Genomic DNA, 25,423 nt, shown 5'->3' on the forward strand with positions numbered 1-25,423 from the left:
CTCCTGAATTTAAGTCAAAATATTTTGTAAACCTTTCACTAATCTACTAATACCAACTGATGCTGTTTCTGCTTGCAATGCGCCGTAAGCAACGCGCAGATAACAACCATCATCTATGCCAAAAGTTGTCCCTGGAATTACCGCTATTTTATATTCATGAATTAAACGTTTTACTAATTCCATTGCACCCAAATCAGTTTGAACTTTGAGCAGGAAATAAAACGCCCCATCAGCAGGAGGAATTAAACAAAATTCCGAAATAGCTTGCAATTCCTGAAGCACAACTTCTCGTACTTTGGTAATTGCCTTTAGTTTTTCTCGGCAGTAATTAACTCCTGCTTGCAGCGCACCTAAAGCGGCATACTGGGAAATTACAGGCGCACAGATTAATATAGTATCTTGAATCTTTCTGATTGGCACTAATAAATGTTGAGGAATTACCATATAACCAATGCGCCAAGAAGCAAAACCGTAAGCTTTAGAAAGAGAAAACAGGGAAATTGTATAGTCACTACTTTGGGGAATTGCTGCGGGAGAAAAGTGCTTTACTCCGTTATAAGTAAAATATTCGTAAGCTTCGTCGCTAATATGATAAATTCCTTTTTCTCGGCAAATTTTGTTAACTGTTTGTAGAGTTTTTTGGGGGTAAACTGCGCCAGTGGGATTATTGGGAGAAATTGTGACTACAGCTTTTGTTTTATTAGTAATTGCTGATTCGATCGCATCTGGAAGCAACTGATAATTTTCATCTGTTCTGACTAATACGGGGCGACAACTAGCCATTGCGATCGCCATTTCATGATTAAAATAATAAGGCGTTTGTAAAATAATTTCATCCCCCGGATTAGCAATTGCCAAAATCGCATTCATAAACCCCATATTGCTACCCGCAGTCACCACAATACAGTTATTTCGATCGATTTTAATTTGATTTTCTGCTGACAATTTAGCAGTAATTACCTCTAACAAAGGACTAATCCCTTCCACAGCTTGGTATTTATGATTTTGTGGTTGGGCTAAAAATAGAGCAATTTGTTCTACTGCCTCCGGTGGTGGAGGATAATAAACCACACCTTGCCCCAAAGAAATAGTTCCCGGAGAATTGCGAATTAACTCGCCAACTACGGGAATAATTGGTGACTGCACAGCTTGCATTCTTTGAACTTCGCTTTTCATTATAATTGTCTTAGATTGATTCGGTAAACCCTTCAATATTATTCGGTTTTCTGGGATAGGTTTTATACTACCAAATGGGCGGCGATCTCGACTCGTAAATCCTTTGTCAATTCGAGAAGATGATCTTGTTAACTCAAAGGCAAAGAGAGTAAAAATTAGCCATGAAAAAAACTATCGTAGAAACCATATATAACTGGTATCGTCAAACTATTCGCAATTCTAAATATCGCTGGTTAATAGTTCTAGGTACATTGTTGTATTTAGTTAGCCCATTGGACATTTCTCCTGATGTATTTCCCATTGTTGGCTGGATTGATGACACTGTAGTTGCCACATTGTTAGTAACAGAAGTTTCGCAAATGTTACTAGAAGCGCGGAAAAATCACAAACAAAAACAGTTTAATTCTGACCCTAATACTATAGATGTAGAAGCAGTTTCTAGCAACTAAGTAGCAACATTAATTTATCTTTGCCAGTGCTACCTCCAGAGATGGAAAACTCTTTCTTGCTGGGGGTAGAAGATTGATTAAAGCGATCGTACCAAAATCGAAACATGAACACCACTAACACTATCAAACGTATTGCTACCCTGAACCGCATTCGCAAATTCACCTACTTAATGGATAGTGCTTTTCGCGTTCCCTTAATTGGTTTTCGCTTTGGATTAGACCCCATTATCGGGTTAATTCCAGGTGCCGGAGATCTAGTTAGCACCGTCTTTTCTGCTTATTTAATTTATTTAGCTGCTCGCTTTCAACTTCCCCCACAAATCTTGAGAGAAATGATTTTTAATGTGGCATTAGAAGCAGCAGTAGGTACTGTACCTTTAGTAGGTGACTTATTCGATGCTTACTATAAATCTAATATTCGCAACTTAGCACTTTTGGAAAAACATTTAGGAATTGAAGACCCCGAAACCATTGAGCAAATTAACTCAGTAGTGACTCAACCAAAACAGCCAGCATTAACAAATAAATAATCCTTTTAAACAAAGGTGGAATAATTCCACCTTTATTTAATTATATATAGAACTTATACCAATTCTCCGTAAAATTGCGCTTAATCATAGCCCCTCCCTGTGGACGGGGTGGGGTTAATTAAGCGCATCTTCATAGAGAATTGGTATTACCACAACCCTACTTACCAATAGCCACTAAAGCTACCAATAAGGCAAGATTTAAAAACCAAGGCGCACTGACTACAAACCAAACAAAACTGAGCAGAAGAATGACCACAGCGCAAGCACAAACAATTTCATTTGTTGGTGGTTCTGCCTGAGCTTCAGTATAAGTCCAACAAGCAGCAATTCCTAAAGTTAAGGAAATAAATAAATTAATTAAAGACATCAGTATCATTCCTTTGCCAGTCTCCTTTGGGATGTGACAAAACGCTAGAATCACCAGAAAGCTGGGTCTATTGGTTATTAATCTCTTTGTTAATCAAGCAACGAAAACTAGCTTTACTTATCTTAGAATAATTGGCATCCTGCAACTGGGTTATTTTACAAGATGCAATTCCCTAGCGATACCAGGTAGAATAATTAAGATTTTTTAAACCTAGTTTTTTCTATTTTAATGCTGACACAGCTGTTTAATCTCTCTAACCTGTTTGTTCTACCCTTTTGGGCGCTGATGATTCTCTTACCAAACTGGAGTATTACTCGGCGAGTCATGGAATCTTACATTCCGTTTGTGATGTTAGCTGGACTGTATTTGTACTTGTTCACAGGTTCAATTACCTCAGAATCTGCCCAAGCATTAGCTAATCCTCACTTAGCAGATATTGCTCGCTTTTTTGCCGACCAAAGAGCAGCTGCAACTGGATGGACGCACTTTTTAGTTATGGATTTGTTTGTCGGCAGGTGGATTTATTGGGAAGGACAAAAAACAGGTATTTTCACCACTCATTCTATTTTACTCTGTTTGTTTGCTGGCCCGTTAGGATTACTTTCTCACATTTTTACTACTTGGATAAAACAGATTTTTTTCTCTCCGAAAGAGGATGTTTCTGTGTCTAATTCACCCACATCACAAGCATAACTCAGATTTTGTACCAAGAGGCAGAGCCTCCATTTTTCGTTCCCGGGTTGAACCTGGGAACGAGGATCTGGGAGGTTCTACCTCCTTTGAGTGCAAGATCTGAGATAAGAGCGATCGTCCGTAAGGTGCGTTACGCTGTCACTAACGCACCCTACAAATAGCACCCAAAAAAGTATTTTTTATTCAAAAACTACGGTTCTATTGCCGTAAACTAATACGCGATTTTGTAGATGAGCGCGAACTGCTCTGGCTAAAACTGTTCTTTCTAAATCTTTACCTTTGCGAATTAAATCATTAACATTATCTCGGTGACTAACTTTTACTACATCTTGTTCAATAATCGGCCCTGCATCCAAATCTGCGGTGACATAGTGACCAGTAGCACCAATAATTTTTACGCCTCTTTCGTAAGCTTGATGATATGGATTTGCGCCGACAAATGCAGGTAAAAATGAGTGGTGAATGTTAATAATTTTGGGAAATTTACTAATAAAATCTTGGCTGACAATTTGCATATATTTGGCTAGTACTACTAAATCTATTTGATATTTTTGCAATAATTCTAGTTGTTTTGCTTCTTGCTCTATTTTGTTATCTTTATTAATGGGAATATGATGATAATCAATACCAAATTGAGCGGCTATTTCCTGTAAATCTGGGTGATTACTAATAATTAAAGGAATTTCGGCGGTAAATTCTTTGGCTTTATGTCGCCAAATTAAGTCATATAAACAATGGTCTTGCCGACTTACCCAAATGGCTATTCTGGGAACTGTGTCGGAGAAATGTAATTGCCAGTTAGATTGTAGGGGAGCGGCGATCGCATTAAAAGCTGCTCCAATTATTTCCCTTGGTAAATTGAATCCTTCTAATTGCCATTCAATTCTTGTTAAAAATAGTCCTGCTGCAAAATCTGTATGCTGATCGGCATGAATAATATTACCACCATTGGAATAGATAAAGTTAGCAAATTTAGCTACCAATCCCTTTCGATCGGGACAAGAAATCAGCAAGGTTGCAGTTGGGCTATTCATAAGCTATTTAACAATAAAAAATCAGAATCATTACTTCAAAATATACAACTCAAATTATCACTAGGGAGGATTTTTTAGCTTATTATCAGGATCGGGGATTTTTATCTTTATCATCAAAATCCCAATCTTCATCATCAAAACCCCAATCTTCATCAGCATCATTATTTTGTTGATTAGATGGGGAAGATTTAGGGGTATTATCCTCTTCTTTCTCTGTATCTATAGGGCGATAAGGCGGAGTAATTACCCGATATTCTGCATCATAAACTGATTCGGTTCTGCCGACTGCGGAATCACTAGGATTTTTGTAGCCATAAGAATAAACTGAACCGGAACGATAACTGGTGGTTGGTTCTTGTTTGGCTTCATAATTACGATCGCTCACATCATCAGAAACCCCAGAATCTTCCTCATCCTCTTCTTCCCACTCTTCATTATTGCGATCGCTTGCCGAAGCGTCAGCGGTACTTGCAGAACTGCTACTCGCCGCTGAATAAGAATAACTTTGATACGTAGAAGTAGATTCTCGACTTTGCCCTTGATAAGTCCGTTTTTCTGCCTCTAACTGGCGAATTCGAGACAATAAATTCGCATTTCCCCAGTAATTAATAATTTGTAACAACCAAGCCACAATCAAAGCTGTCAGTACCCCAGCTACAACCGCTGCTAATATCCAAAATCCCAAGGGTAACGCCTGAGTTTTTATCCCCAAAAACACCAGCCTCAGAGATACAGAATTTTGCAGGGCAAATACTGTCAATCCTCCGAGAGCCATTAGTAGTAATACGATGCGAACAGCCATGTTTTAAGTTTTAAGTTTTAAGTTTTGAGTTAAAGTTTTTCCTTACTCCCCTGCTCCCCTGCTCCCCTGCCAGCGCTCCAAAGGAACACAATCGATATCTAATTGATCCAAGGCACGGGCTACTACAAAATCTACCAAATCTTCAATAGTTTGGGGATTGTGATACCAAGCGGGAATAGCGGGAACTATTCTGGCTCCTGCTTCCGCTAGACTGGTTAAGTTCCGCAGGTGAATTAAGCTAAAAGGAGTTTCGCGGGGCACTAATACCAGTTTACGACCTTCTTTAAGTTGGACATCTGCGGCTCGTTCCAAAAGGTCGGAACTTAAACCTGCTGCTAACTTTGCTACTGTACTCATGCTACAGGGGATGACGATCATTCCCTGAGTGCGGTAAGAACCGCTGGCAATATTTGCGCCGACATCGCTCCAAGGATGACAGCGTAATTTTCCTGAAGTTAATACTCCGGCTTGTTCGCGCCAAAATTGTTCTTGCTGTGTTGGTTCGCCGGGGAGTCGGATGTTTTGTTCAGCTTGCCAAACCATGTAGGTAGATTTAGAGGCTACTAGTTCGATCGCATAATCAGCTTCTAGCAAAAATTTTATAGCCCGAACTGCATAAATTAAGCCTGATGCTCCAGTAATTCCCAAAATTAAAGGTTTAGTCATTTGTTATTAGTCATTAGTAATTATTTATTAATAGCTTGGTTACTCAACCAATGACAAATGACCTGTAAAGTTACTCATCATCAAAATTGGGAAATGGATAATCATCTCGGTCATCATCATCAAAAGCAGTATCACTACCAACAGTTACTAAATCTATTTGTTGACGGTAATAGTCTACACTTTTTACTTGCACTTCTACGCGATCGCCTAACCGATATTGCTTGCGATTTTTGCGTCCCACTAATGCTTCTTGACGAGAGCGGTACTCATACCAATCATCTTTTAATGATGATACATGAACCAAACCTTCTGGATAAAAAGGTGGGCCATTAGCCACTGATACTTCCATTTCTACAAAGAAGCCGTAAGATTGAACGCCTGTAATTACACCTTGAAAAATTTCTCCAGTGCGTTCTTTCATCAGTTCAGCTTTTTTCAAACCAGCTAAATCTGTTTCGGCTTCTTGTACTTCTTTTTCTCGTTCGTTCAATGGCACAATTAATGATGCCAATTGCTCTTCTAATTCTTCTTGGACATTGGGTGGTAAAACGTTCCAATTAACTTGTCCGTGACAAGAACTATGATGCAAATCTACCTTTTCTTTAACGCGAGTACTTCTGCGATCGCGTCCTTCATCAAATACTAACATCAGTATTCTTTGCACCACTAAATCTGCATAACGTCTAGCAGGAGAAACAAAATGAGTATAGCCACCAGACAAAGCCAAACTAAAATGAGAGCTAGAATTAGTGCTGTAAACAGATGGTCTTAAAGTTGATTGCAACAAAGAATTTAAAACCTTTTCTACCTTGGATTGCGAAAAATCCTCAATGTATTTTTGGAAATCAAAAGGTGTGACAACTTCTTCATTTTCTAGTTGCAAATCTATTTCCAAATTACTTGCCAATTTATGCAATTCAACAGCATCATCCGGGTCAGGTGCTGGTTGTACTCGGTAGAGACTTGGCACACCCAAAGCGACTAAATGACTCCCCACCATTTGGTTAACTAAAATCATAAATTCTCTAACCATTGACTGCGCCGGATGATTTGGCAGAGCGATCGCAGCTTCAGCTATTCCTTCATCATTAAATTGGCTACCTTCATAAGGCAAATTTAATTCAAAACTACCCCTTTCCAGCCGTTTTTCTTTAATGCTTTGACTCAAAACAAATAGTTGATCGAGAGTAGCAAAAACTGGAGACAATTCCTCTAGATCGCTTTGCTGTAAATCTAAATCTGTGTGATGGCGTAAGAGAATATCCTGTGCTTGAGATTGCGTTAATTGAAAGTCCACTTGAATTACAGATTTTTGAATCTCAAATTCCACCACTTCGCCATCACTAGATAAAGAAAGTAACACCGAAATAGCTAAATGATCTTGTCCGGGTAATAGGGAACAATGAGCCAGCAAAGGTTCAGGCAACATTGGCAATACTGTATCACCTAAATGTGTCGATCTGCCACGTCTTTTTGTTTCTCGATCGAGGGGAGAATCAACTGGTACATAATTAGCAATATCGACAATGTGAATCCCCACTCTCCATAAATCACCTTCAATTTTCTCCAAGGTAAAAGCTTGTTCTACCAGTAAAGTTTTCTCGTCAATATAACCGCCAGCTGTCGGAGCTACGATTAAAGTAATTAAATGACGTAAATCAAGACGACTCTTTAATATTGTTTTGCTAAATTTGCTGGAATATTTTTCCAGTGAGGCGAGTACGGTTGCGGAAAATTTTCGGGGGAGGTCATGTTTGCAGCATACAATATCAATATCAGCAGCTGCTTCAGCATCGCTACCCAGGACTTGAGCAACTCTACCAGTGGGAGGATTAGAGGCTAAAGGATAGCGAACAATTTCTGCGTGTACTAGATGATCGATCGCTGCACTTAAATCATCGCCATTGGCGACTAAATCTAGTTCAAACAATAAGCGATCGTCTAAAGGAACAGCTTTGTAAATTACTTTTCCTGTATGATCCATGCTTTGTTTTATCCTAGCTAAAACACTAGGATTAGCACGTTCTAAAATTAGTTTGACTTCCCCTTCAGGACTGCGCCTGCGGTTGCCTTCCTTAGTAATTTTTACCAAAACGCGATCGCCATTCCAAGCCGTACTCAAATGACTTTCCCGCACGTAAATATCAGCTGCACCTTCGACGTTTTGAATGGCGAAGCAAAAACCTTTGCTAGAACAGCGGAGTTTTGCTTCCACTACTCCCGGTTCAAAAATCCGTCGATACTTGCCTCGTTCTTTGACTAAAACGCCAACTTTTTCCAAGGCATCCAAGACAATTTGTAGTTTCCGTAAACTAGGCTCATCAGTACAACCCAGTTTTTTCTCCAACACTTTGGCAGCTACCAATTTTTCATCGGGAAAATTAGAAAGTAATGAAGCGATTGAAAATTCCATGTAGCGACTAGTCCTTAGCGTCTCAAATTATTTGTGTTTTCATTTCGCTATCACTCCACGCTTAATCAATTTTAGATTTTAGATTGCTGATTTTGAATGATTTATAATTGCTCAGTCAAATCGAAAATCAGATAATTTCTCAATCTAAAATTGTTAAACACTAAACTCCAGCCCTACGAGAATTGCGCTAAACTTAGGCCATCTCCTTGCCAGAACAAAGGAAGGGTAGATGCAGAACATACTGACAGTGCGATGATGTCATTGTCATGGGAATCAGAAAAGCTAGTTCCCAAATTTGACCCCAAGATGTTTTACTATATGTGATCTCACCAAGGGTATCGACTCTGTATGTTGTATCACGTTGCTGGTGCGCCCAATTTCCATGCTTTGAGCCGCTTTTCACGCTGTCACACGCGAGTTTTTTTAGGTGGTAAATCGCCCTTAGACTCAGTGCAGAGTCTTGAAGAAAGCTTCTAATAGGCGTTTGCGATTAGTAGCGTGTTAGCGGTAAAGCACGGTGGGTGCTTCAACAATTAAGCGTTGCGGTTTGATAGCGTGTGGATAAACCATCCTTTCACTATTGTAGGTTTAGAGCGGTCGTGAAGAAAATAGCTATGCTTAATGTTTAAAGCAGGATATTAACAACTATGTTTGCACAATTTCGGGTTCGTTATCCCACAGGCAGTCTGATTTCAGAATTATTAACGATTTATAACGGCAAATTTGTCGTTCGCGCTTTAGTTCAAATTGATGGTGTTACCAAAGCAACCGGGATGGCAATTGCTGACACTATTGAATTAGCAGAAGACCAAGCTAGAATTAGGGCGCTGGAACTGATGGGAATTAATTTAGCATGGGGACATGAAGCAATCGATCGCTCAGTTTCTCCTGAATATTCCAAACCTGCGGTTTTTGGAGCCGAAAAACCAGAAACTCCTCATTTAGAACCAGCTATTCAAGAACCTACTTGGTCGAATCACGCCAATTTAAACTCATCTTTCTCGGAAAGAAACACTTTTTCAACTGGTAAAGTAACGACTAGTTCGGCAAAATCTCATCTGGAAGTTACAGAGAATACAGAAGAAAATCCCAAATCTCCATTTACCGATCGACCAACAAATCGCTTTGTGGAAACACCCAAGCTAACGCCGATCAATTCTTTTGTCGATGAAAGTGAAACACCAGTTACCTTGAGTAACGTAACACCCATTAATTCCCGTCGTCACGAGCAGGAAATCGCGATCGCATCATCCTCAGAATTTACGCCGGAAATTGGCGATCGATCCGACAATATCGAAGATACTAGTCCCGATGATTTCTCTGATTTAATTGCGCGTACCAACGTGCAAATTAAACGCTTAGGTTGGACGAAAAAACAAGGAAGCGATCACCTGTTACGTACCTACGGCAAAAAAACTCGTAACGACCTCAAAAAAGAAGAGTTGGAAGACTTTCTAGAATACCTAGAAGCACAACCCAACCCCACTTAATTTATGTAAGTAGTTGCGCTTTAGCGCTAAAGCGCAACAACGTACCTCTTTAATTAGACAGCTACAGGTTTGCTACCAGCAGCAGTGCGATCGATTACTTGGTCAATCAAACCGTAGTCTTGAGCTTCATGCGCTGACATAAAGAAGTCTCTTTCTGTGTCGATCTCAATACGCTCTAAAGGCTGACCTGTGTGTTCTGCTAACATCTCATTCAAGCGACGTTTGTGGTATAAAATTTCCTTCGCCTGAATTTCAATATCAGTAGCTTGACCTTGCGCCCCCCCCAAAGGTTGGTGAATCATAATCCGAGAATGAGGTAAACTCATCCGCTTTCCTTTAGTCCCAGCACTCAGTAAAAATGCGCCCATACTGGCAGCCAATCCAGTACAAATAGTGTAGACTTCTGGACGGATTTGCTTCATGGTATCGTAAATACCCATACCTGCCGTTACCGAACCACCCGGAGAATTTATATAGATGTAGACAGGTTTTTCCGGGTCGTCGGAGTCTAAATAAAGCAACTGAGCAACAATTAGGTTAGCCAAGTCTGAGTCAATTTGTTTCCCTAAGAAGATGATTCTCTCCCGCAAGAGTCGGGAGTAAATATCAAAGGCGCGTTCACCGCGACCAGACTGTTCAATAACGGTGGGAATCATCTGAGCCTGCTTTTTTTGTTAATTTTCTTAATATGATTTTATCGGTTTGTCGGGTAACGCGCTTTGTGTGGATAACCGAAAGGGGGACTGGGGACTAGGGATTGGGGATTGGGGACTGGGGAATCATTGACACTCTCCCGGTACAGCGTAGCTTACCGGGAGATTCTTGTTTCTTGGAACAACGCTTTTTAGCAGAATTGCTAACGAGTCTTACTTGCTCTCCACAAGCTTGAAATTCCGTTTGCCCAACGGTATTTGTTGACAGGATATTAATGCCTTCTTCCCTAATATTCTTGGCGGCATTCTCATCGCGATCGTGGTAAGTTTTGCATACTGGACAAGTCCATTCTCTATCTTTTAGAGTGAGAGAATCATTCTTGTATTTGCAGCAACTACAAAGCTTGGTACTGGGGAAGAATCTGTCAACTTCTACGAGAATTCCGCCAACTCTTTTCAGTTTGTAGCCTAAGAAATTAACCAACATACCAAATCCAGCATCCAATACAGATTTAGCTAATTTGGTTCGTGCTAGTCCCTTTACACTCATGTTTTCTACTACAACAGCTTGGTTATCACCCACTAACTGATGAGAGAGTTTATGGAGGAAATCTTGTCTAGTAAGGGAGTTGAATGCCATTGCCTTTTACTGAGCAACCTGCTGGGTATCTCAGAGATTGCTTTTTGTGCTTACTTTTGAACTTCGGAAACTTAGCTCGCTGTTCAAAGAAGTTTTTAAATGCTGCTTCTAGGTTTTTCAGCGATTGTTGCAATGCCGAAGATGACGCATCTTTTAACCACAAGAATTCTTCTTGCTTCTTTAGCTGCGTCAAATCTTTCGCCATGTCACAATAGCTTAATCCTTTCCCGGTTTCTTGGTATTGAGTGTTGCTTTTATTTAGGTAATGGTTCCAAACAAAGCGGCAGTAGCCGAAGTTTTGAGCTAGGGCTATTTGCTGTTCTTTATTTGGATACAATCTTGCCTTTAAAGCTGTTAACATCACTTGATGAATCCGGGAATACCTAACAGTATATCACTAATTATATCGATTCGCTACGCTCAATTTGAGTTGTTGGTCACAATTCATCTCCCGTTAAACTTCGTTGTAACGGGAGATGAATTGCGACATTAAGATAAAAGGACAATTCTATCTAAGCTATAAACTCTCTCTTTTCTGGAGCGTTCTCTGTGTCTCTGTGGTTCAAAAAAAGTGGTGGTTATTCAAGGAAATTTTCGCTCTTTGACTTCATTGCTATAATTTTGCACGGCTTGAGTAATTATTTCTTGTAAATTGATATAAGCTTTGGCAAAAGGTGGTTGTTTGAGAGTCATTCCTAACATATCCGCAGTGACTAAAACTTGTCCGTCACAATGAATACCTGCACCAATTCCAATGGTAGGAATTGAAAGTTTTTCGGTGATTCTTAATGCTAATTCGCTAGGAATATGTTCTAATACTATAGCAAAAGCTCCGGCTGCTTCTAAGGCGATCGCTTCTTGAAAAATTCGCTCTCCTTCCTCAGCACTTTTCCCCTGTTTTCGATATCCTAATTTATGTACCGATTGCGGTGTTAAACCAACATGACCTAAGACAGGAATTCCCGCTTGAACTAAGAAGGAAACTGTTTGCGCGATCGCTGGATATCCCCCTTCTAATTTTACTGCTTGCACTCCCGTTTCTTTCAGAATTCTTCCTGCCGATCGCATCGCTTGTTGCGGACTTTCTTGATAACTTAAAAACGGCAAATCGCAAACTACTAAAGCTTGTTTTACACCCCGACGAACAGCTTTAGCATGATGAATCATTTCCTCAAGCGTAATTGGCAATGTAGTTTCATAACCCAAAGCTACCATCGCCAAAGAATCACCCACTAAAATCACATCTACCCCAGCTAAATCCAACAATTGAGCAATAGCATAATCCCAAGCTGTGAGCGTTACAATTGAACGCCCTTGCTGTTTATATTGAATTAGTTGCTGAGTCGTGACTGCCATTAGAAATAAAAGTTTTGAGTTTTGAGTTTTGAGTTTTGAGTTAGGAATTAAGCAAGTTTTGAGTTTCCCCCATCTCCCCATCTCCCCATCCCCCCATCCCCCCATCTCCCCACCTCCCCACCTCCCCATCCCCCCATCTCCCCATCCCCCCATCTCCTACTGGCGACTAAACCCACGATGGGCGGTAGCAACACCTGTATCTACTTTTACCCAAGCTAACCCTTCGCTTGTAGCTACCCAAAGTTTATTGCCTGTGTCTGGGGAGAGGGAAAGGACTCTAGCAGCGGGTAAACCTGACACTTGACCAACCAATCTAGCTCGGTAAGGGTCGTAGCGAAAGACACCATTATCTGTACCGATCCAAAGACTACCTAATTTGTCAACTGCTAAAGCTGTAATATTGCGCTGGTTAAACTCTGGAACCACACGGATCGTGTTTCCGGTAAGTGGATCGAGTTCAATTAAACTGCTGGGTGTTCCTACCCAAAGACTACCTCTAGTGTCTAAAGCTAAAGCTTGTACGGTAGTACCTGGAAGATTAGTAACATCAGCAATGGGAAATGCACTAGCAGTGTCAACTCTAACTAAACCATCTAGTGTTCCTACCCAAAGTTGACCTTCAGGATCGAGACTGAGGGCGTTAGCACTGACACCGCGTAGTTTTTGCAGAGTTGTCATTAATAATCCTTCGTCAGGACTAATTAATGCTAAACCGCGATCGCCTCCCACCCACAAATAGCCTCTTTTGTCAATTAACAGTGATAAAACTCTTTTAGAAGGTATTACATAATTTTGCGCGGTAATTTCGTTAGTGCGAGGATCGACTCGTTGTAAACCCTGATAAGTCCCTACCCAAATTCTACCTACTTTATCTTGAGCTAAGGCAGCGATCGCATAATCAGGTAAAGCAACTCTAGCTAAAATTCGCCCTGTATTAGGATCAATTCTGGCTAAACCTCGCCAGGAACCTACCCAAAGACTACCAGTAAAATCTGGTTGCAGCGCTCCGACGCGATATTCTGTTTGTCTGGCAGGTAAAGGTTGAACAGGCAAGGGTGCTACTCCCGGAGGTGGTGCTCCATCTATATAATATGGGGTCGATCGATCTCTAGATACCGATTGAGCAAATACACCAAAGTTGCTTTGTCCCAAAATCACTCCTAACCCTAACAAGCTAAGACTTAAACTCATCAGTTGATGCGGTTTTCTCATGTTTTTACCAAATGTTTATTCTCGTTCTCTACACTAATTTAGTCGGGGAAATAGATTGATCGATCGTCGATCGCTTAACCATAAAATGTAACTTTTTAGATGAACTTTGCAACAAAAATTCATAGTTAGCAGCATAATATAACTTTAGGTTATGAAAAGCTAAAAAAAATTTGAAGTTTAAAGAATACATTTGTTGATATAGTTTAAAACGACAGCCAAAAAAGGCAGATAAAAATTCAAGTCATTCCCAGGAACAGTAGATTATGTCTTACGCTCAAACTAAGACTCAGAGCAAATCTGGGTATCAAGCAGGGGTAAAAGATTACAGGCTTACATATTACACTCCAGATTACACACCAAAAGATACAGATATTTTGGCTTGTTTCCGGGTTACGCCTCAGCCAGGAGTTCCTCCAGAAGAAGCTGGCGCTGCGGTAGCTGCTGAGTCTTCTACTGGTACATGGACAACAGTATGGACTGACTTATTGACAGACCTAGATCGCTACAAAGGTCGTTGTTATGATATCGAACCAGTTCCTGGTGAAGATAATCAATATTTCTGCTTTGTTGCTTATCCTCTAGATCTGTTTGAAGAAGGTTCTGTCACCAATATGCTTACCTCGATCGTAGGTAACGTATTTGGTTTTAAAGCTCTGAAGGCATTGCGTTTGGAAGATATGCGGATTCCAGTCGCTTACCTGAAGACTTTCCAAGGCCCTCCACACGGGATTGTGGTTGAGCGCGACAAGTTGAACAAGTATGGTCGTCCTTTGTTAGGTTGCACGATCAAACCTAAACTCGGTTTGTCTGCGAAGAACTATGGACGTGCGGTTTACGAATGTCTGCGCGGTGGTTTGGACTTCACCAAAGACGACGAAAACATTAACTCTCAGCCATTTATGCGCTGGCGCGATCGATTCTTGTTTGTTCAAGAAGCGATCGAAAAAGCTCAAGCAGAAACAGGCGAAATCAAAGGTCACTACCTGAACGTTACCGCCCCCACCTGCGAAGAAATGATGGAACGGGCAGAATTCGCTAAAGAACTCAAAACCCCGATCATCATGCACGACTACCTGACTGGTGGTTTTACCGCTAACACCACATTGGCTCGTTGGTGCCGTCGTAACGGTATTCTGCTCCACATCCACCGGGCTATGCACGCGGTGATCGATCGTCAACGGATTCACGGAATTCACTTCCGCGTATTAGCCAAGTGCTTACGGATGTCTGGTGGAGACCACCTGCACTCCGGTACCGTTGTCGGTAAACTGGAAGGCGAAAAAGGCATCACAATGGGCTTCGTTGACTTGATGCGCGAAAACTACGTTGAAGAAGACCGCTCTCGTGGTATTTTCTTCACCCAAGACTGGGCTTCCATGCCTGGTGTAATGCCCGTTGCTTCTGGTGGTATCCACGTATGGCATATGCCAGCGTTGGTAGAAATCTTCGGTGATGATTCTTGCTTACAGTTCGGTGGTGGTACTCTGGGACACCCTTGGGGTAATGCTCCTGGCGCAACTGCTAACCGTGTAGCATTAGAAGCTTGCGTTCAAGCACGTAACGAAGGTCGTGACCTAATGCGTGAAGGCGGCGACGTAATCCGCGAAGCTTGCAAGTGGTCACCTGAATTGGCTGCTGCTTGCGAACTGTGGAAAGAAATCAAGTTCGAGTTCCAAGCCGTAGACACCCTGTAACAATTTTGGATTTTGGATTTTAGATTGGTGAATTTTGGGGATATTTAGATCTGACAACATTTTTTGTTGCTCGGCAGGAATACCTAGTCTAAAATCTAGAATCTAAAATCTAAAATCTAAAATTTATCGGCTGGGGTCACGACATGGACTTAAAAAAAGTTGCGAAAGACACAGCTAAGGTGCTGAGTAGTTATTTAACTTACCAAGCGCTGCGGACTGTATTGGCTCAGCTTAGTGAAACTAATCCTCCTCTAGCGTATTGGTTGAACGACTTTGCCACTAGAAATAGCGTTCAAGATGGGGAAGCTTTTCTAGAAGCTTTGCTGCATGAGAAACAGGATTTAGCTTTACGGTTAATGACCTTGCGACAGCATTTGGCAGAGGAAGTGACAGACTTTTTACCGGAGATGGTTCGCAGTAATATTGAGCAAGCCAATATGGAACATCGGCGAAGGCATTTAGAGCGAATTACGCAACTAACCATTTCTGACTCCAGTAATTATCCAGAACAGGAAAGGGATTCTTCTGAGCCAAATTAGGATAATTCCGATCGCTAAATTCACAGTTTTCCAGACATTCGTAATTTAAGGATTTTTACACAGCCATGCAAACTTTACCTAAAGAGCGTCGTTTCGAGACTCTTTCCTATTTGCCACCCCTCTCTGATGGTCAAATCAGCAAACAACTCCAATACATTTTGGATAATGGCTTCATTCCTGGTGTAGAATTCAGCGAAAGCTCTGCTCCCGAACAGCACTACTGGACAATGTGGAAACTACCTTTGTTCAACGCTAACAGCACCAATGAAATTTTGAACGAAATCAAAGCTTGCCGTTCTGAGAATTCCAACTGCTTTATCCGCGTGATGGGTTTTGATAACGTGAAGCAGTGCCAAGTTCTCAGCTTCATCGTTCACAAACCAAACACCGGCAGATTCTAATTTCTGCTATTGCGTAATAGAATAATTACAAGTTTTTAAGTAGGGGTAATTTTTAAATTGCCCCGATTTTTTATTGGGTAATATAGTAACCATTAATTACAGCAAATCATAGAGGTTTATGGTTAGCAGTTTCCGCTTTATTAGCGGGTAATTTAGTTGAAGTTCAGTCAGCTTTACAGTTAGGTTTGGCAACCCCAGAACATCAAGCTTTTATCGAACAGTTGAAGAATCGCTAATCAATAAAAGTGCTATAACTTCAGTTCCCGGTATATCTTTTTAAATTTGCTTCCCTCAATCTGTTCTTCACCAATAATTCGTAAACCACGCTTTTCGTAGAGAATTTGAGCAACTGCTTGGTCTGGAAAAGTTGATGTGTATAATCGGAGAAACTTTTTGCCTGCTTCTCGCGCTTTCTCAATGGCAAAATCAACCAATTTTGCTCCTATTCGTTGACCTCGGAAATCTGGATCTACACAAGTATAACCCAACCAATATGCTTCAGCTTCATCTTCAGCGTAGGTATATAATCCGGTAGTTCCTATCACTTTACCTAAATTTTCATCAATAGAAACCCAATAATTTGCTTCCATTATTTGCATTTGCTCAAGAAGCGATTTAGATAATGGATTATTTTTTTCGAGGCTGGCGCTAAAGGCGATTCTAGCATTTTCATACATACTATCTTTCTGGTATGGAAAAATCTTATCCACTAAGGCAATTGCTTCCTCAAGAGTTTGATAAGATAATGGTTTGATGTCCATTTTAAAAAATCAAGTTATTTAACCTACGGGGAAACATTCTAGCAAAAAAAAGTTGAGTGGCTTCAATAGCATTGGAGGCGTGTATTACTTGCTTGTAAGTGCGATCGCAATTTTTACTTAACCTCCAAATCTTTCTAACAATTCCTCACGGGACAATTGCAATAATAAAGGAGCAAATTCTTCTGGAGGTAAAGTCAAAATCGAGTCGATCAAAGCAGATAGTTCTGGATCTAATTCTCCAAATTTTGCTTTTAAGAAATTTTCCACTACTAAACGCATTCCTAGAGGAATTCCTTGTTGAATACCCTGTTGAATGCCTTGTTGAATCGCTTGTTGTTCAAGCTGTGTTAGCGTTTCCTGATACAGACGGCGCAATCTCATAATTAATCTTTAGTTAAATAGTTAATAGCGCAAACTAAAGCTATTGATTTCCAAATCTTCTTAGCAATTCCTCACGAGACAATTGTAATAGTAAGAAAGCAAATTCTTCTGGAGGTAAGGTCAAAATCGAGTCGATCAAAGCAGATAATTCTGGATCTAATTCTCCAAATTTTGCTCTTAATAAATTCTCCACTACTAAACGCTCTCCCTGTTCCATACCTTGCTGAATACCTTGCTGAATACCTTGCTGAATGCCTTGCTGAATGCCTTGCTGAATACCTTGCTGAATGCCTTGCTGAATACCTTGCTGAATGCCTTGCTGAATGCCTTGTTGTTCAACTTGGGCTAACTTTTCTTGCCACAAAGGTTGTAATCTCATAATTAACTCCCGATCGTCTGCATCTAAAGTTTGATTAACGTTTAAATTTTCTTGTAATTGATAAAACAATTCCAAGATTCTTTCTCGCCATACATTGTCTGCTGGTAATGCTTCCAATTCATCAATTGCTTGTTGTTGTACTTTTTTCCTTCCCAATATTCTCAGCCAAAGTGTTTCTGGAGTTTTGGGTAATTGATGAATTACTACAATGGCTGTTCTTAAATAATAGGGAAGAAAATAAACTCCTCCACCCCAATTTTCCTCTAGTATAGCGTGGAATCCTTCTAAGATAGAGGTTGAAGCGGTAGGAGTAAGAATCCATAAGTAAGGTAAGCTGATGGGTTCATTGGGTGCATTTTTCCGCTTTGCTTGTCTTTGAATACTTTCTCTAACTTCTAATGCTTTCAGGAGACAACTACAAATTTCATCTGGATCGACGGGATTGCGAAAAGGTTCAAAGATTGCAGATGTTTCTCCCAATTTTCCCAATAATCCTAAATCTTGGGAAAGGGTTTCGGGGGAAGCATTGGGAATGAATAGTACATCTATTTCTCTTGTCTCTGATAAAACTTTTTGAGCTGGTTTTACTTGTCCGTAAGGAGTTAGTAATTCCTCTAGATAATCTTTGGCAAATTGATCGTGGATAAAGCGAGTCATTATTGGAGATGTGGAAAATTTGGTAATAATCAAAAGAAATCCGATCGCTCCTCCATCATCTCACATTAAAAGGAGCGATCGCTAACATTAATTAAAGCCAAAATAACTTACTTATTCGGACGTTGAATTATTGTTTCTACCATGCGCCGTTTAGCTTTTGGATCGATACCAACTAAACGCACATATTCGCCATTATGTTCAGCTAAAGATGATTCTACAGCTGCGATCGCCTCCGATTCTTCAGTAATTGCCGAATTAGTACTCTGCCAATAATTCATCCGAAACCGTCGTTCATCTACATATTCTATTCCCAAACGATAACCTTGTGCCAAAATTTGTCGCACCTGTTCGAGAGTTTCGGAATTCAATTTATTGCTAGAAATTTGACCATTACCATTGCCATAATTACTATTAACAACCTTGGCATTTTCAGCTTTTGGTTTTTCAGTTTGTGGTTGAGGGCTAATCGTTACATTTGGCATAGTATTGCCACTTGAACGACGCAACACATTATACTCTTGCACCAATCTTAAATCCTGAATTCTTTGCTGTTCTTGCACCATAAAATTACCGAATTCAATTAAGCGAGACAAGCTAAAATTAGGCTTTTGAAAAATTGGTGGGCCTTCTAAACTATTTACCACACGAGAAGAGACTTTATCAAAACCAACTTCATGAATAAATTGGCGAATTTGTTCATCATAAATTCTCGCTCTCAAAGCACTGAAAAAGTCAATTGATTGACTAATAAAAGTATCAACTAATTGTTCGATTTCTCTAGACGAAAGTTTATCTTCTGAGAAAATACCACCCACAATGCCAATCTTATCTTCGCGGTTTGGTTCCCAATAAAACTTCTCCATCCGTCCATCTCTAATTAATGGTGCATAGAGAGTAGAAAAGTCATTTCCAGTAACAATAATTGGCACGCGATGTAAAGGTGTTGCGTCATAACTTCCGGGAAGTTGTACGTTAGTTGGATTATCAGCAATATTCATCAGTGTAGCGTTGACTAACTGAGTATTTACTGTGTATTGAGTGCCTTCATCAAATCTACCTGCACCAGCATCTAAATCGTTAATCATTAAGGCAACCATTTTGCCTCTTACTTTAATTAATTCAGCTGCTTCTCGATAGCGCAACCGAATTAAACGTGCTGGATCTCCGGCATCTGGACTTTCTAATTCGCCGCCAGAAATGTGAATTGCTTCGATACCCATGCGTTCAAAAACTAATTCACATTGAAAGGATTTCCCTTCTCCTTTACGTCCATGAATTCCTAAAATCAGGGGAACTCTTACCCCTGGAATTTCGAGAAAGCTTTTAGTGATATGAACTGCTAATTTGTCAAGAAACTTGGGAGAGATATAGTAAGCCATTGGTCTATTTTTTGTGTTTGCGATCGCGCAGCGTGCTGTTAGTAAATCACGCCATTTGCCCTTTATTAAAATTTTATAACAAATCGTCTAATTGGGGAGAGTTGAGTTGAGAAATTTTGCATCGTGAAGATGTGCTTGGCGGAAAAAGAGAAGGAGAGGTGCGATCGACACAGAGATTTATGAATAAGTACGATCGAGAGATAATTGAATTTGAAATTAGATTACAATAATAATTGACTAAAAAAGAAGCCTTTGCTATGACACAAGCTATTCCCAAAAAAGTCACATTTGATGAATTCATCGCCTGGTATCCAGAAAACTCAGAACATCGCTATGAATTGCACAACGGGGTAATTATTGAAATGCCAAAACCAACAGGCGAACATTCAGAATTAGGAGGCTTTCTCTCCTACAAATTAAATGTTGCAATTGAAAATCAAGGGTTGAACTGCTTTGTACCGAAAGAATGCGTAGTTAAACCTTTTCGTGACGAGTCTGGTTACGAACCAGATATTATTGTTTTGGATCGACAAGCTGTAGCTAATGAACCGCGTTGGGCAAAAGAATCTATTATTACAATGGGTTCGTCAGTGCGTCTTATTGTAGAAATAGTCAGTACTAATTGGCGCAATGATTATTTCGTCAAAGCTGGAGATTATGAAGAAATGGGAATTGCTGAATATTGGATTGTTGATTATTTGGGTTTAGGTGGTAGGCGATTTATTGGTAATCCGAAACAGCCGACTTTCTCAGTTTATCAATTGGTTGAAGACGAGTATCAAGTTAGTCAATTTCAGGGTAACAATCCGATTCAATCACCAGGATTTCCTAACTTTAATTTAACTGCTGAACAAGTTTTTCGATCGGGATTGCAGCCAGGTTAGCAAGTACACTCAAAGAAAGTCTACCAATTGTCATCGATCGCGCAACCAACTAAATACTTGCATAGCTGTCAAATCTAACATTATTTCCGGTAATACGGGTAAGCGATCGCTATTTTTGAGCAAAGAAATCCGACCATCAGGTAACAATATTAATATCAGCTGTTCCGTAGGATCGATCAACCATCCTAGCTTTGTTCCCTCATTCAAGCAGATTTGAATTTTGGCAATCAATTTAGTAGTACTTTGGTCAGGAGAGAGGATTTCAATCATCCAATCTGGTGCGCCTTCAACAGCAGTATTCTCGACAGGAATCCGACTTTTGTGGATAACTGTAATATCAGGAACGACAGAATTGTTGCTGAGAGTACAACGCAGTTTTGGAAAAGCTTCGTAGGGTGAATTTGATAGATCGATCGCCGCAGTCAATCGCTTCTGTAAAATGCTATGGTAAGCTGTGGGCATCAGTTTTTGAGTTGCTTGTCCCTCCACAAACTCCCAAGCTGGCGACTCCTCAATATTGGGACGCTTCAAGAAGTCTTGCAATGTGAGTTGTTGGATAGAACTAATCATCAGGATTTAACTATGTAAGATGCTCAAATGGTCAGTATCTAAAAGGTACATTTTAATCGATAGAAGACTGTTCGGAATCTTGTTGCTGAGACTGAAGAGCAATTTCTTGACTCAATATTTTACTTAATAATAACAATGCCCTCTGTTGGGGGTGGGATTCGTTGTTCGTCATCCTCTTGCTGAGACTGGCGATACTCTTTACCTAGCTGCATTGCTTCCTCAAAAGCTGTACTGTTAGCAAAGGTTCCTGTGATTTTTATCCACCAAGGATTTGAAGTAGTACTGCTGGGGGAAATTAAACTTTTGAGATGGGCTACTTCGGCTTCTAATTGAGCAACTCTTTCTTCTAATTTTGGTTCTGGCATTTTCAATTTCAATATTTATGGCTTTTGTCATTATAGCTTTTCTAACTGTATAGAAAAGGGCGATCGCTCTTTGGGTGAAAAAAGGTAAAGTGCGTTAGCGTAGCTGACGAACGGCATATCGCTTTTCAAATAAAGTGGTAGGGTGCGTCAGATTCTTAAGTTAATTATCTCATCAACAAATTTGATTGTCTGAAGCACCCTAAAGAGTCTTTATTAAATTATTCATCATTCTAAATCTGCAAAAGCAACTTTCAAGCAAGCACGAACTTCCTTCCAATCTCGTTCTGAAAGATGACCAATTAGAACTAAGTTAGCAGATGGGGGTAGAGTAACAATAAAACTGCGAAAAACAGAAGCAACTCGTAAACCTGCTATTGCCCAATCTTGCAGTATGTAATCAGTTGCACCTAAAGCATCTGTCTGGGTAGTAATGAGTCCAACTATTACATCAGGGCGGGTTGTATTATAAGTATCCGACGATAGAATTACAGCAGGACGACGTTTAATACCTGTGACACCAGGAAAATCTACAGTCACTACATCACCAGGATTAAACGACACTGTTATATCTCCTCATTTTCAGGAAAGAGGGTAGCTGCGTATTGTAAGGAAAAGGCGGTTACATCAAGTTGATCTTGCTCAGTCCAAGTATCGCTTTGCTCGACGATAGACAGATTTTGCTGCACCAAATCGTTGAGGATAAGAGTTGCCAAGCGCAGTCTTTCAGTTGGTGAAAGGGTACAAACAACTCGATCGTAAAGTTCTTGAACAGTGGTTGACATGGCAAATCCTCCTGCTTCTTATCCTAATGGGTAAGCTGGGTATTGGCTAGGCGATCGCACTCTTTGTGTGGATGCGATCGCCTATCTATAAAAAACTTAGGAGCGATCGATCTTTGGGTGAAAAAAGGTAAAGAGCGTTAGCGTAGCGTAACGTAGGCATATCGCCTCTCAAAATAGAGTCGTAGGGTGTGTTAGATTTTTAAGTTAATTATCTAATCAATAGTTTGATTATCTGACGCACCCTACGGACTACTAATACATAACTTAGTTACCGAAGCACACTTGAAGAGTTCCTCCGTTATCGCCAAGTGCATTATCAGCATCATTAATTCTCATGTCTACAGCTCCAAAGCCACTTGTGAAAGATACTGGATTCTGAACCCATAAAGTCCCGCCACCTGTTCCCATTAACAAAGCACCGAATGGAAATCTCTGATCGAATTTGTACTGATTATATGGAGCAAGCCGTTCAGCATCCTGTCCTGTATGTCCTCCAGAACGAACAGGAGAGTAATTTCGAGCATCAACACTCCAACCTCCACTGATACTTGCGACTCTAGTAAAACTGCCTGGTAAGTTAAAATGCTGCCATCCGTTTCTTGAATCGACAGTAACACAGGCTGAATTGGATGGTTGTGACGGCTGTTGACTAGGGGTTGACTGGCTGGCAATTAATCTGTTGATTGTGTTCTTAGCATCCTCAGCGACTGCAAACGCTCTATTGTATGCGGCAATAGGATTCCCTACATACCTCCTGACTACGTAGATGTTGTACTCAATCCATGAGCCACACTTGTCTGCATTAAACGTTCCACACCTTCTAGGTCTTGCAGACCCAGTGACCTGAAACTTGCCCGCATCCTGTCCCGCTGCTGTAGTTTTTGTGACAACTTCCTCAAAAGTGCGTACTTGTTCCGAAAGAGCACTCAGTTTTGCCTGTGCTTCAATTAGGGCTGGACCAGAAAGCACTGTTGCTTTTGCTTGAAGCTCACCTTTGATTTGCGTTAGCTCTCGCAACTTATTAGTAGCTACAGTGACAATAGATGCAGTTCCTCCTGGCGAAATCTGACTTACAGTCGGACCGTTTCTCTCACCAGCAGCACTTGTGACCTCAACAACCACAGAAGCAATGACGTATTCCGGCTCAGTTGCCTGAATGATTGTTGAGAATTCCTGAGAACTTCCGCCTGCACTAGCCTTGCCGCCACCCGGAGTAACCGTGTAGCAAAGAGTTCCAGGTCTTGGGTTACTCAAAGTTCCGCACGGTTGATTAGGGACTCCTGCTGGCACTGCTTCGGCTGGGGATAGAGCCGTTAGAGGGCTGGCTAATATAGCCAAAGTCACAACTCTCCAAACATAACTGAACGATTTCTTTCGCATATATGGCTTTGAGATTAAGTGTATGTTTGAATTACTCACTTTAAGTTTGCATCCCACTGATAACTTTCAATTGCACCCTGACAGATAACCTAGCGGTCTAACTATTAATTGTCCCGCAGTTGCAGTACAATACTCTTTCTGCTCGGCTTATCCCCCACATCAGCGGTTTAAATCCGAACAGTTTGAAATACTTTTGCTCTGCTTTAACTCAATCAAAACCGAAGCCTGATCGCTCTGTCAGTCGGATGAACATCGGAACTTTTCCCCAAAAAATCCCTGATCGATCGGGAAAATGTCGGAAAGATCGGATAATGTAACAATAATTGTAGTTATTTGTCTGATTATGGATATTGCAGAAATTTTGAAACTTGCGGATGAGCTACTTTTCACTCATACAGGCGAACATCTAGACAATCTGCAAGAAACAATTCTTAAAATGACTTTACAAGGTGAAAGATACGCGAAAATTGCCTCGGAAAAACATTTAAGTGAAGGTCATATTCGAGATATTGCATCGGAATTATGGCAAAAACTATCGGATGCTTTAGGGGAAAATATTAATAAATTAAATGTGCGTAAAATTTTAGAAAAAGTTATTATTTCTAATAGTGTTTCAATAGGAGATTTTATTGGTGGTAATAAAGTAAGTATTTGTTCAGAACGAAGGCGAGTACCGAAAATTTATCCTATATCTAAACCATCCGAAAAACTCCATCTAGACATAGATAACGCCCCAGAAATTACCGAATTTTACGGACGAAATGATGAAATAAATACTTTAAAAAATTGGCTAATCCAAGAGCGTACCCGTATTATTACCTTATTTGGTACGATCGGAATTGGCAAAACGACACTTGCTGTAAAGCTAATTGAAGAAGTAGCAACAGAATTTGAATATATTGTTTATCGCAGTCTTCGCTATTGTCCAAGTATAGATAGTTTTTTAACTGATTTACTACAAAGCTTTGTCTCTCCTGCTGCTGTTCCTAATACGATCGATCGCCAAATCAATTTACTACTTAAATTCCTCCGCAAACATCGCTGCTTAATCGTTATTGATGACTTGCAATTGTTATTTAAATCTGGAGAATTTGCAGGTCACTATCAAGCAGAATTTGAAGGATATTATCTGTTATTTAAACAAATCGCTAAATTGTCTCATGCAAGTAGTTTGTTGTTGATTACTAGCGAACAACCAGAAGATATAAACGCCAATCGTCACAAATTTATCCATTGTTTGAAACTTACAGGTTTGGGCGATTCTGCTAAAGAAATATTAAAGGATAAAGAGTTGTTAGATGAGCCAATGTGGGATATTTTGATTGCAAAATATCAAAGTAATCCTTTATGGTTAGAAGTGACAGCGACGATGATTCAAGAATTATTTGCTGGAAGTGTCAGTGAGTTTTTATCTGATTCGTCGTTGATATTAAGTAATGAGATTTGCTCACAACTAAAGCGAATCTGGGTAAGATTAACTGAAGCAGAAAAGCAGATTATCAACTATTTAGCTAAACAAGAAAAAGCTGTAACTTTGAGCCAAATTTTACAGGAAAAGCCAAACAATTACAATCCAGAAATTATATTAAATACAATTCAATCTTTGAAAAGGCGGGGGTTTTTAGATAATGAGCAAAATGGCGATCGCACTTCATTGTTAAGACTTAATAGGATTTTGGTAGTGTATGTGCGATCGCTCACTCAGTAATTAAATTTGCCTTGCAGAAACCCGGTTTTTCACTCATTACCAGATTGTCTGTACATGGGGAT

General features: G+C 40.2%; 27 protein-coding genes and 1 pseudogene. 9 read left to right on the plus strand and 19 right to left on the minus strand.

All coding sequences use genetic code 11. The annotated features are described in order from the left end of the window. Window positions 1–9 precede the first annotated feature (9 nt). Window positions 10–1,176 carry a pyridoxal phosphate-dependent aminotransferase gene (locus tag ACE1CA_RS24240; protein WP_413280521.1) on the minus strand — a complete coding sequence of 389 codons (1,167 nt, stop codon included), beginning with the start codon at window positions 1,174–1,176 and terminating at the stop codon, window positions 10–12. Window positions 1,177–1,337: 161 nt separating this feature from the next. On the opposite strand from ACE1CA_RS24240, the gene ACE1CA_RS24245 reads away from it, so the two are divergent. Further along, on the plus strand, window positions 1,338–1,625 hold the full coding sequence (locus ACE1CA_RS24245) for a YkvA family protein (RefSeq protein ID WP_413280522.1): 288 nt from the start codon (window positions 1,338–1,340) through the stop codon (window positions 1,623–1,625). A gap of 104 nt (window positions 1,626–1,729) precedes the next feature. Then, window positions 1,730–2,155: a DUF4112 domain-containing protein gene (locus ACE1CA_RS24250; protein WP_413280523.1), complete on the plus strand. Its 426-nt coding sequence runs from the start codon at window positions 1,730–1,732 to the stop codon at window positions 2,153–2,155. A gap of 157 nt (window positions 2,156–2,312) precedes the next feature. Here the strand turns inward: ACE1CA_RS24250 and ACE1CA_RS24255 are convergent, their stop codons facing one another. Continuing rightward, window positions 2,313–2,522, minus strand: coding sequence for a hypothetical protein (locus ACE1CA_RS24255; protein ID WP_413280524.1), 210 nt, complete (start codon window positions 2,520–2,522; stop codon window positions 2,313–2,315). 228 nt (window positions 2,523–2,750) lie between these two features. Here ACE1CA_RS24255 and ACE1CA_RS24260 point away from each other — a divergent pair, with 228 nt between their 5' ends. After that, entirely contained in the window at window positions 2,751–3,215 is a 465-nt protein-coding gene (locus ACE1CA_RS24260) for an ABA4-like family protein (RefSeq protein WP_413280525.1), read from the plus strand. Between the two features lie 179 nt (window positions 3,216–3,394). On the opposite strand, the gene purU is transcribed toward ACE1CA_RS24260, so the two are convergent. The 4 genes from purU to ACE1CA_RS24280 form a co-directional block, all read right to left on the minus strand. After that, entirely contained in the window at window positions 3,395–4,249 is an 855-nt protein-coding gene (gene purU, locus ACE1CA_RS24265; RefSeq protein ID WP_413280526.1) for a formyltetrahydrofolate deformylase, read from the minus strand. An 85-nt stretch (window positions 4,250–4,334) separates the two neighbouring features. Next, on the minus strand, window positions 4,335–5,051 hold the full coding sequence (locus ACE1CA_RS24270; protein WP_413280527.1) for a LapA family protein: 717 nt from the start codon (window positions 5,049–5,051) through the stop codon (window positions 4,335–4,337). 42 nt (window positions 5,052–5,093) lie between these two features. Continuing rightward, the gene (locus ACE1CA_RS24275) at window positions 5,094–5,717 is read right to left on the minus strand and encodes a flavin prenyltransferase UbiX (protein WP_413280528.1); all 624 of its coding nucleotides are present in this window, start codon (window positions 5,715–5,717) and stop codon (window positions 5,094–5,096) included. A 70-nt stretch (window positions 5,718–5,787) separates the two neighbouring features. Further along, entirely contained in the window at window positions 5,788–8,130 is a 2,343-nt protein-coding gene (locus ACE1CA_RS24280) for a ribonuclease R family protein (RefSeq protein WP_413280529.1), read from the minus strand. 647 nt (window positions 8,131–8,777) lie between these two features. Between ACE1CA_RS24280 and ACE1CA_RS24285 the strand changes: the two genes are divergently transcribed. Then, window positions 8,778–9,620, plus strand: coding sequence for a hypothetical protein (locus ACE1CA_RS24285; RefSeq protein ID WP_413280530.1), 843 nt, complete (start codon window positions 8,778–8,780; stop codon window positions 9,618–9,620). Between the two features lie 53 nt (window positions 9,621–9,673). On the opposite strand, the gene clpP is transcribed toward ACE1CA_RS24285, so the two are convergent. The 4 genes and pseudogenes from clpP to ACE1CA_RS24305 all read right to left on the minus strand — a co-directional run bounded on the left by clpP (window position 9,674) and on the right by ACE1CA_RS24305 (window position 13,481). Next, on the minus strand, window positions 9,674–10,276 hold the full coding sequence (gene clpP, locus ACE1CA_RS24290; RefSeq protein ID WP_486517509.1) for an ATP-dependent Clp endopeptidase proteolytic subunit ClpP: 603 nt from the start codon (window positions 10,274–10,276) through the stop codon (window positions 9,674–9,676). Between the two features lie 94 nt (window positions 10,277–10,370). Then, window positions 10,371–11,274 (minus strand): annotated as a pseudogene (locus ACE1CA_RS24295) (RNA-guided endonuclease InsQ/TnpB family protein). 221 nt (window positions 11,275–11,495) lie between these two features. Then, a complete protein-coding gene (panB, locus tag ACE1CA_RS24300) occupies window positions 11,496–12,269 on the minus strand; it encodes a 3-methyl-2-oxobutanoate hydroxymethyltransferase (protein ID WP_413280565.1) in 774 nt (257 codons plus the stop codon). 156 nt (window positions 12,270–12,425) lie between these two features. Further along, complete coding sequence (locus tag ACE1CA_RS24305) at window positions 12,426–13,481, minus strand: ligand-binding sensor domain-containing protein (RefSeq protein WP_413280533.1); 1,056 nt, start codon at window positions 13,479–13,481, stop codon at window positions 12,426–12,428. A gap of 263 nt (window positions 13,482–13,744) precedes the next feature. Here ACE1CA_RS24305 and ACE1CA_RS24310 point away from each other — a divergent pair, with 263 nt between their 5' ends. The 3 genes from ACE1CA_RS24310 (at window position 13,745) to ACE1CA_RS24320 (ending at window position 16,115) form a co-directional block, all read left to right on the plus strand. Next, window positions 13,745–15,175: a form I ribulose bisphosphate carboxylase large subunit gene (locus tag ACE1CA_RS24310; RefSeq protein ID WP_413280534.1), complete on the plus strand. Its 1,431-nt coding sequence runs from the start codon at window positions 13,745–13,747 to the stop codon at window positions 15,173–15,175. A gap of 143 nt (window positions 15,176–15,318) precedes the next feature. Beyond that, the gene (gene rcbX, locus ACE1CA_RS24315) at window positions 15,319–15,714 is read left to right on the plus strand and encodes a RuBisCO chaperone RbcX (protein WP_413280535.1); all 396 of its coding nucleotides are present in this window, start codon (window positions 15,319–15,321) and stop codon (window positions 15,712–15,714) included. 65 nt (window positions 15,715–15,779) lie between these two features. Continuing rightward, window positions 15,780–16,115: a ribulose bisphosphate carboxylase small subunit gene (locus tag ACE1CA_RS24320; protein ID WP_413280536.1), complete on the plus strand. Its 336-nt coding sequence runs from the start codon at window positions 15,780–15,782 to the stop codon at window positions 16,113–16,115. A gap of 248 nt (window positions 16,116–16,363) precedes the next feature. Here ACE1CA_RS24320 and ACE1CA_RS24325 read toward each other — a convergent pair whose 3' ends face one another. The 4 genes from ACE1CA_RS24325 to ACE1CA_RS24340 all read right to left on the minus strand — a co-directional run bounded on the left by ACE1CA_RS24325 (window position 16,364) and on the right by ACE1CA_RS24340 (window position 19,672). Next, window positions 16,364–16,876 carry a GNAT family N-acetyltransferase gene (locus ACE1CA_RS24325; protein ID WP_413280537.1) on the minus strand — a complete coding sequence of 171 codons (513 nt, stop codon included), beginning with the start codon at window positions 16,874–16,876 and terminating at the stop codon, window positions 16,364–16,366. Window positions 16,877–16,993: 117 nt separating this feature from the next. Further along, on the minus strand, window positions 16,994–17,257 hold the full coding sequence (locus ACE1CA_RS24330) for a hypothetical protein (RefSeq protein ID WP_413280538.1): 264 nt from the start codon (window positions 17,255–17,257) through the stop codon (window positions 16,994–16,996). A 40-nt stretch (window positions 17,258–17,297) separates the two neighbouring features. Next, the gene (locus ACE1CA_RS24335; RefSeq protein WP_486517510.1) at window positions 17,298–18,293 is read right to left on the minus strand and encodes a flagellar assembly protein H; all 996 of its coding nucleotides are present in this window, start codon (window positions 18,291–18,293) and stop codon (window positions 17,298–17,300) included. Window positions 18,294–18,400: 107 nt separating this feature from the next. Continuing rightward, window positions 18,401–19,672, minus strand: coding sequence for a RuBisCO small subunit-like domain-containing protein (locus tag ACE1CA_RS24340; RefSeq protein ID WP_413280539.1), 1,272 nt, complete (start codon window positions 19,670–19,672; stop codon window positions 18,401–18,403). A gap of 257 nt (window positions 19,673–19,929) precedes the next feature. Here ACE1CA_RS24340 and ACE1CA_RS24345 point away from each other — a divergent pair, with 257 nt between their 5' ends. Continuing rightward, a complete protein-coding gene (locus ACE1CA_RS24345) occupies window positions 19,930–20,556 on the plus strand; it encodes a Uma2 family endonuclease (protein ID WP_413264953.1) in 627 nt (208 codons plus the stop codon). 30 nt (window positions 20,557–20,586) lie between these two features. On the opposite strand, the gene ACE1CA_RS24350 is transcribed toward ACE1CA_RS24345, so the two are convergent. The 5 genes from ACE1CA_RS24350 to ACE1CA_RS24370 all read right to left on the minus strand — a co-directional run bounded on the left by ACE1CA_RS24350 (window position 20,587) and on the right by ACE1CA_RS24370 (window position 23,611). Continuing rightward, the gene (locus ACE1CA_RS24350; protein WP_413280540.1) at window positions 20,587–21,126 is read right to left on the minus strand and encodes a Uma2 family endonuclease; all 540 of its coding nucleotides are present in this window, start codon (window positions 21,124–21,126) and stop codon (window positions 20,587–20,589) included. Between the two features lie 119 nt (window positions 21,127–21,245). Further along, window positions 21,246–21,491, minus strand: a complete 246-nt coding sequence (locus tag ACE1CA_RS24355) for a hypothetical protein (protein WP_413280541.1) — start codon at window positions 21,489–21,491, stop codon at window positions 21,246–21,248. Window positions 21,492–21,716: 225 nt separating this feature from the next. After that, window positions 21,717–22,052 (minus strand): type II toxin-antitoxin system PemK/MazF family toxin, encoded by a 336-nt coding sequence (locus ACE1CA_RS24360; RefSeq protein ID WP_413280542.1) that lies wholly within the window; start codon window positions 22,050–22,052, stop codon window positions 21,717–21,719. 2 nt (window positions 22,053–22,054) lie between these two features. Continuing rightward, window positions 22,055–22,273: a hypothetical protein gene (locus tag ACE1CA_RS24365; protein WP_413280543.1), complete on the minus strand. Its 219-nt coding sequence runs from the start codon at window positions 22,271–22,273 to the stop codon at window positions 22,055–22,057. Window positions 22,274–22,537: 264 nt separating this feature from the next. Further along, window positions 22,538–23,611 (minus strand): hypothetical protein, encoded by a 1,074-nt coding sequence (locus ACE1CA_RS24370; protein WP_486517511.1) that lies wholly within the window; start codon window positions 23,609–23,611, stop codon window positions 22,538–22,540. 334 nt (window positions 23,612–23,945) lie between these two features. Here ACE1CA_RS24370 and ACE1CA_RS24375 point away from each other — a divergent pair, with 334 nt between their 5' ends. Next, complete coding sequence (locus ACE1CA_RS24375; RefSeq protein WP_413280545.1) at window positions 23,946–25,361, plus strand: helix-turn-helix domain-containing protein; 1,416 nt, start codon at window positions 23,946–23,948, stop codon at window positions 25,359–25,361. The last annotated feature ends 62 nt before the right edge of the window (window positions 25,362–25,423 follow it).

Origin of the sequence: Floridaenema evergladense BLCC-F167, from assembly GCF_041929205.2 — a bacterium.
GTDB lineage: Bacteria > Cyanobacteriota > Cyanobacteriia > Cyanobacteriales > Aerosakkonemataceae > Floridanema > Floridanema evergladense.

What these genes read in the sequence shown, in the direction of transcription:
- ACE1CA_RS24240 (WP_413280521.1), bottom strand. Translation starts at nt 1,176, where the DNA reads ATGAAAAGCGAAGTTCAAAGAATGCAAGCTGTGCAGTCACCAATTATT.
- ACE1CA_RS24245 (WP_413280522.1), top strand. Translation starts at nt 1,338, where the DNA reads ATGAAAAAAACTATCGTAGAAACCATATATAACTGGTATCGTCAAACT.
- ACE1CA_RS24250 (WP_413280523.1), top strand. Translation starts at nt 1,730, where the DNA reads ATGAACACCACTAACACTATCAAACGTATTGCTACCCTGAACCGCATT.
- ACE1CA_RS24255 (WP_413280524.1), bottom strand. Translation starts at nt 2,522, where the DNA reads ATGTCTTTAATTAATTTATTTATTTCCTTAACTTTAGGAATTGCTGCT.
- ACE1CA_RS24260 (WP_413280525.1), top strand. Translation starts at nt 2,751, where the DNA reads ATGCTGACACAGCTGTTTAATCTCTCTAACCTGTTTGTTCTACCCTTT.
- purU (WP_413280526.1), bottom strand. Translation starts at nt 4,249, where the DNA reads ATGAATAGCCCAACTGCAACCTTGCTGATTTCTTGTCCCGATCGAAAG.
- ACE1CA_RS24270 (WP_413280527.1), bottom strand. Translation starts at nt 5,051, where the DNA reads ATGGCTGTTCGCATCGTATTACTACTAATGGCTCTCGGAGGATTGACA.
- ACE1CA_RS24275 (WP_413280528.1), bottom strand. Translation starts at nt 5,717, where the DNA reads ATGACTAAACCTTTAATTTTGGGAATTACTGGAGCATCAGGCTTAATT.
- ACE1CA_RS24280 (WP_413280529.1), bottom strand. Translation starts at nt 8,130, where the DNA reads ATGGAATTTTCAATCGCTTCATTACTTTCTAATTTTCCCGATGAAAAA.
- ACE1CA_RS24285 (WP_413280530.1), top strand. Translation starts at nt 8,778, where the DNA reads ATGTTTGCACAATTTCGGGTTCGTTATCCCACAGGCAGTCTGATTTCA.
- clpP (WP_486517509.1), bottom strand. Translation starts at nt 10,276, where the DNA reads ATGATTCCCACCGTTATTGAACAGTCTGGTCGCGGTGAACGCGCCTTT.
- panB (WP_413280565.1), bottom strand. Translation starts at nt 12,269, where the DNA reads ATGGCAGTCACGACTCAGCAACTAATTCAATATAAACAGCAAGGGCGT.
- ACE1CA_RS24305 (WP_413280533.1), bottom strand. Translation starts at nt 13,481, where the DNA reads ATGAGAAAACCGCATCAACTGATGAGTTTAAGTCTTAGCTTGTTAGGG.
- ACE1CA_RS24310 (WP_413280534.1), top strand. Translation starts at nt 13,745, where the DNA reads ATGTCTTACGCTCAAACTAAGACTCAGAGCAAATCTGGGTATCAAGCA.
- rcbX (WP_413280535.1), top strand. Translation starts at nt 15,319, where the DNA reads ATGGACTTAAAAAAAGTTGCGAAAGACACAGCTAAGGTGCTGAGTAGT.
- ACE1CA_RS24320 (WP_413280536.1), top strand. Translation starts at nt 15,780, where the DNA reads ATGCAAACTTTACCTAAAGAGCGTCGTTTCGAGACTCTTTCCTATTTG.
- ACE1CA_RS24325 (WP_413280537.1), bottom strand. Translation starts at nt 16,876, where the DNA reads ATGGACATCAAACCATTATCTTATCAAACTCTTGAGGAAGCAATTGCC.
- ACE1CA_RS24330 (WP_413280538.1), bottom strand. Translation starts at nt 17,257, where the DNA reads ATGAGATTGCGCCGTCTGTATCAGGAAACGCTAACACAGCTTGAACAA.
- ACE1CA_RS24335 (WP_486517510.1), bottom strand. Translation starts at nt 18,293, where the DNA reads ATGACTCGCTTTATCCACGATCAATTTGCCAAAGATTATCTAGAGGAA.
- ACE1CA_RS24340 (WP_413280539.1), bottom strand. Translation starts at nt 19,672, where the DNA reads ATGGCTTACTATATCTCTCCCAAGTTTCTTGACAAATTAGCAGTTCAT.
- ACE1CA_RS24345 (WP_413264953.1), top strand. Translation starts at nt 19,930, where the DNA reads ATGACACAAGCTATTCCCAAAAAAGTCACATTTGATGAATTCATCGCC.
- ACE1CA_RS24350 (WP_413280540.1), bottom strand. Translation starts at nt 21,126, where the DNA reads ATGATTAGTTCTATCCAACAACTCACATTGCAAGACTTCTTGAAGCGT.
- ACE1CA_RS24355 (WP_413280541.1), bottom strand. Translation starts at nt 21,491, where the DNA reads ATGCCAGAACCAAAATTAGAAGAAAGAGTTGCTCAATTAGAAGCCGAA.
- ACE1CA_RS24365 (WP_413280543.1), bottom strand. Translation starts at nt 22,273, where the DNA reads ATGTCAACCACTGTTCAAGAACTTTACGATCGAGTTGTTTGTACCCTT.
- ACE1CA_RS24375 (WP_413280545.1), top strand. Translation starts at nt 23,946, where the DNA reads ATGTCGGAAAGATCGGATAATGTAACAATAATTGTAGTTATTTGTCTG.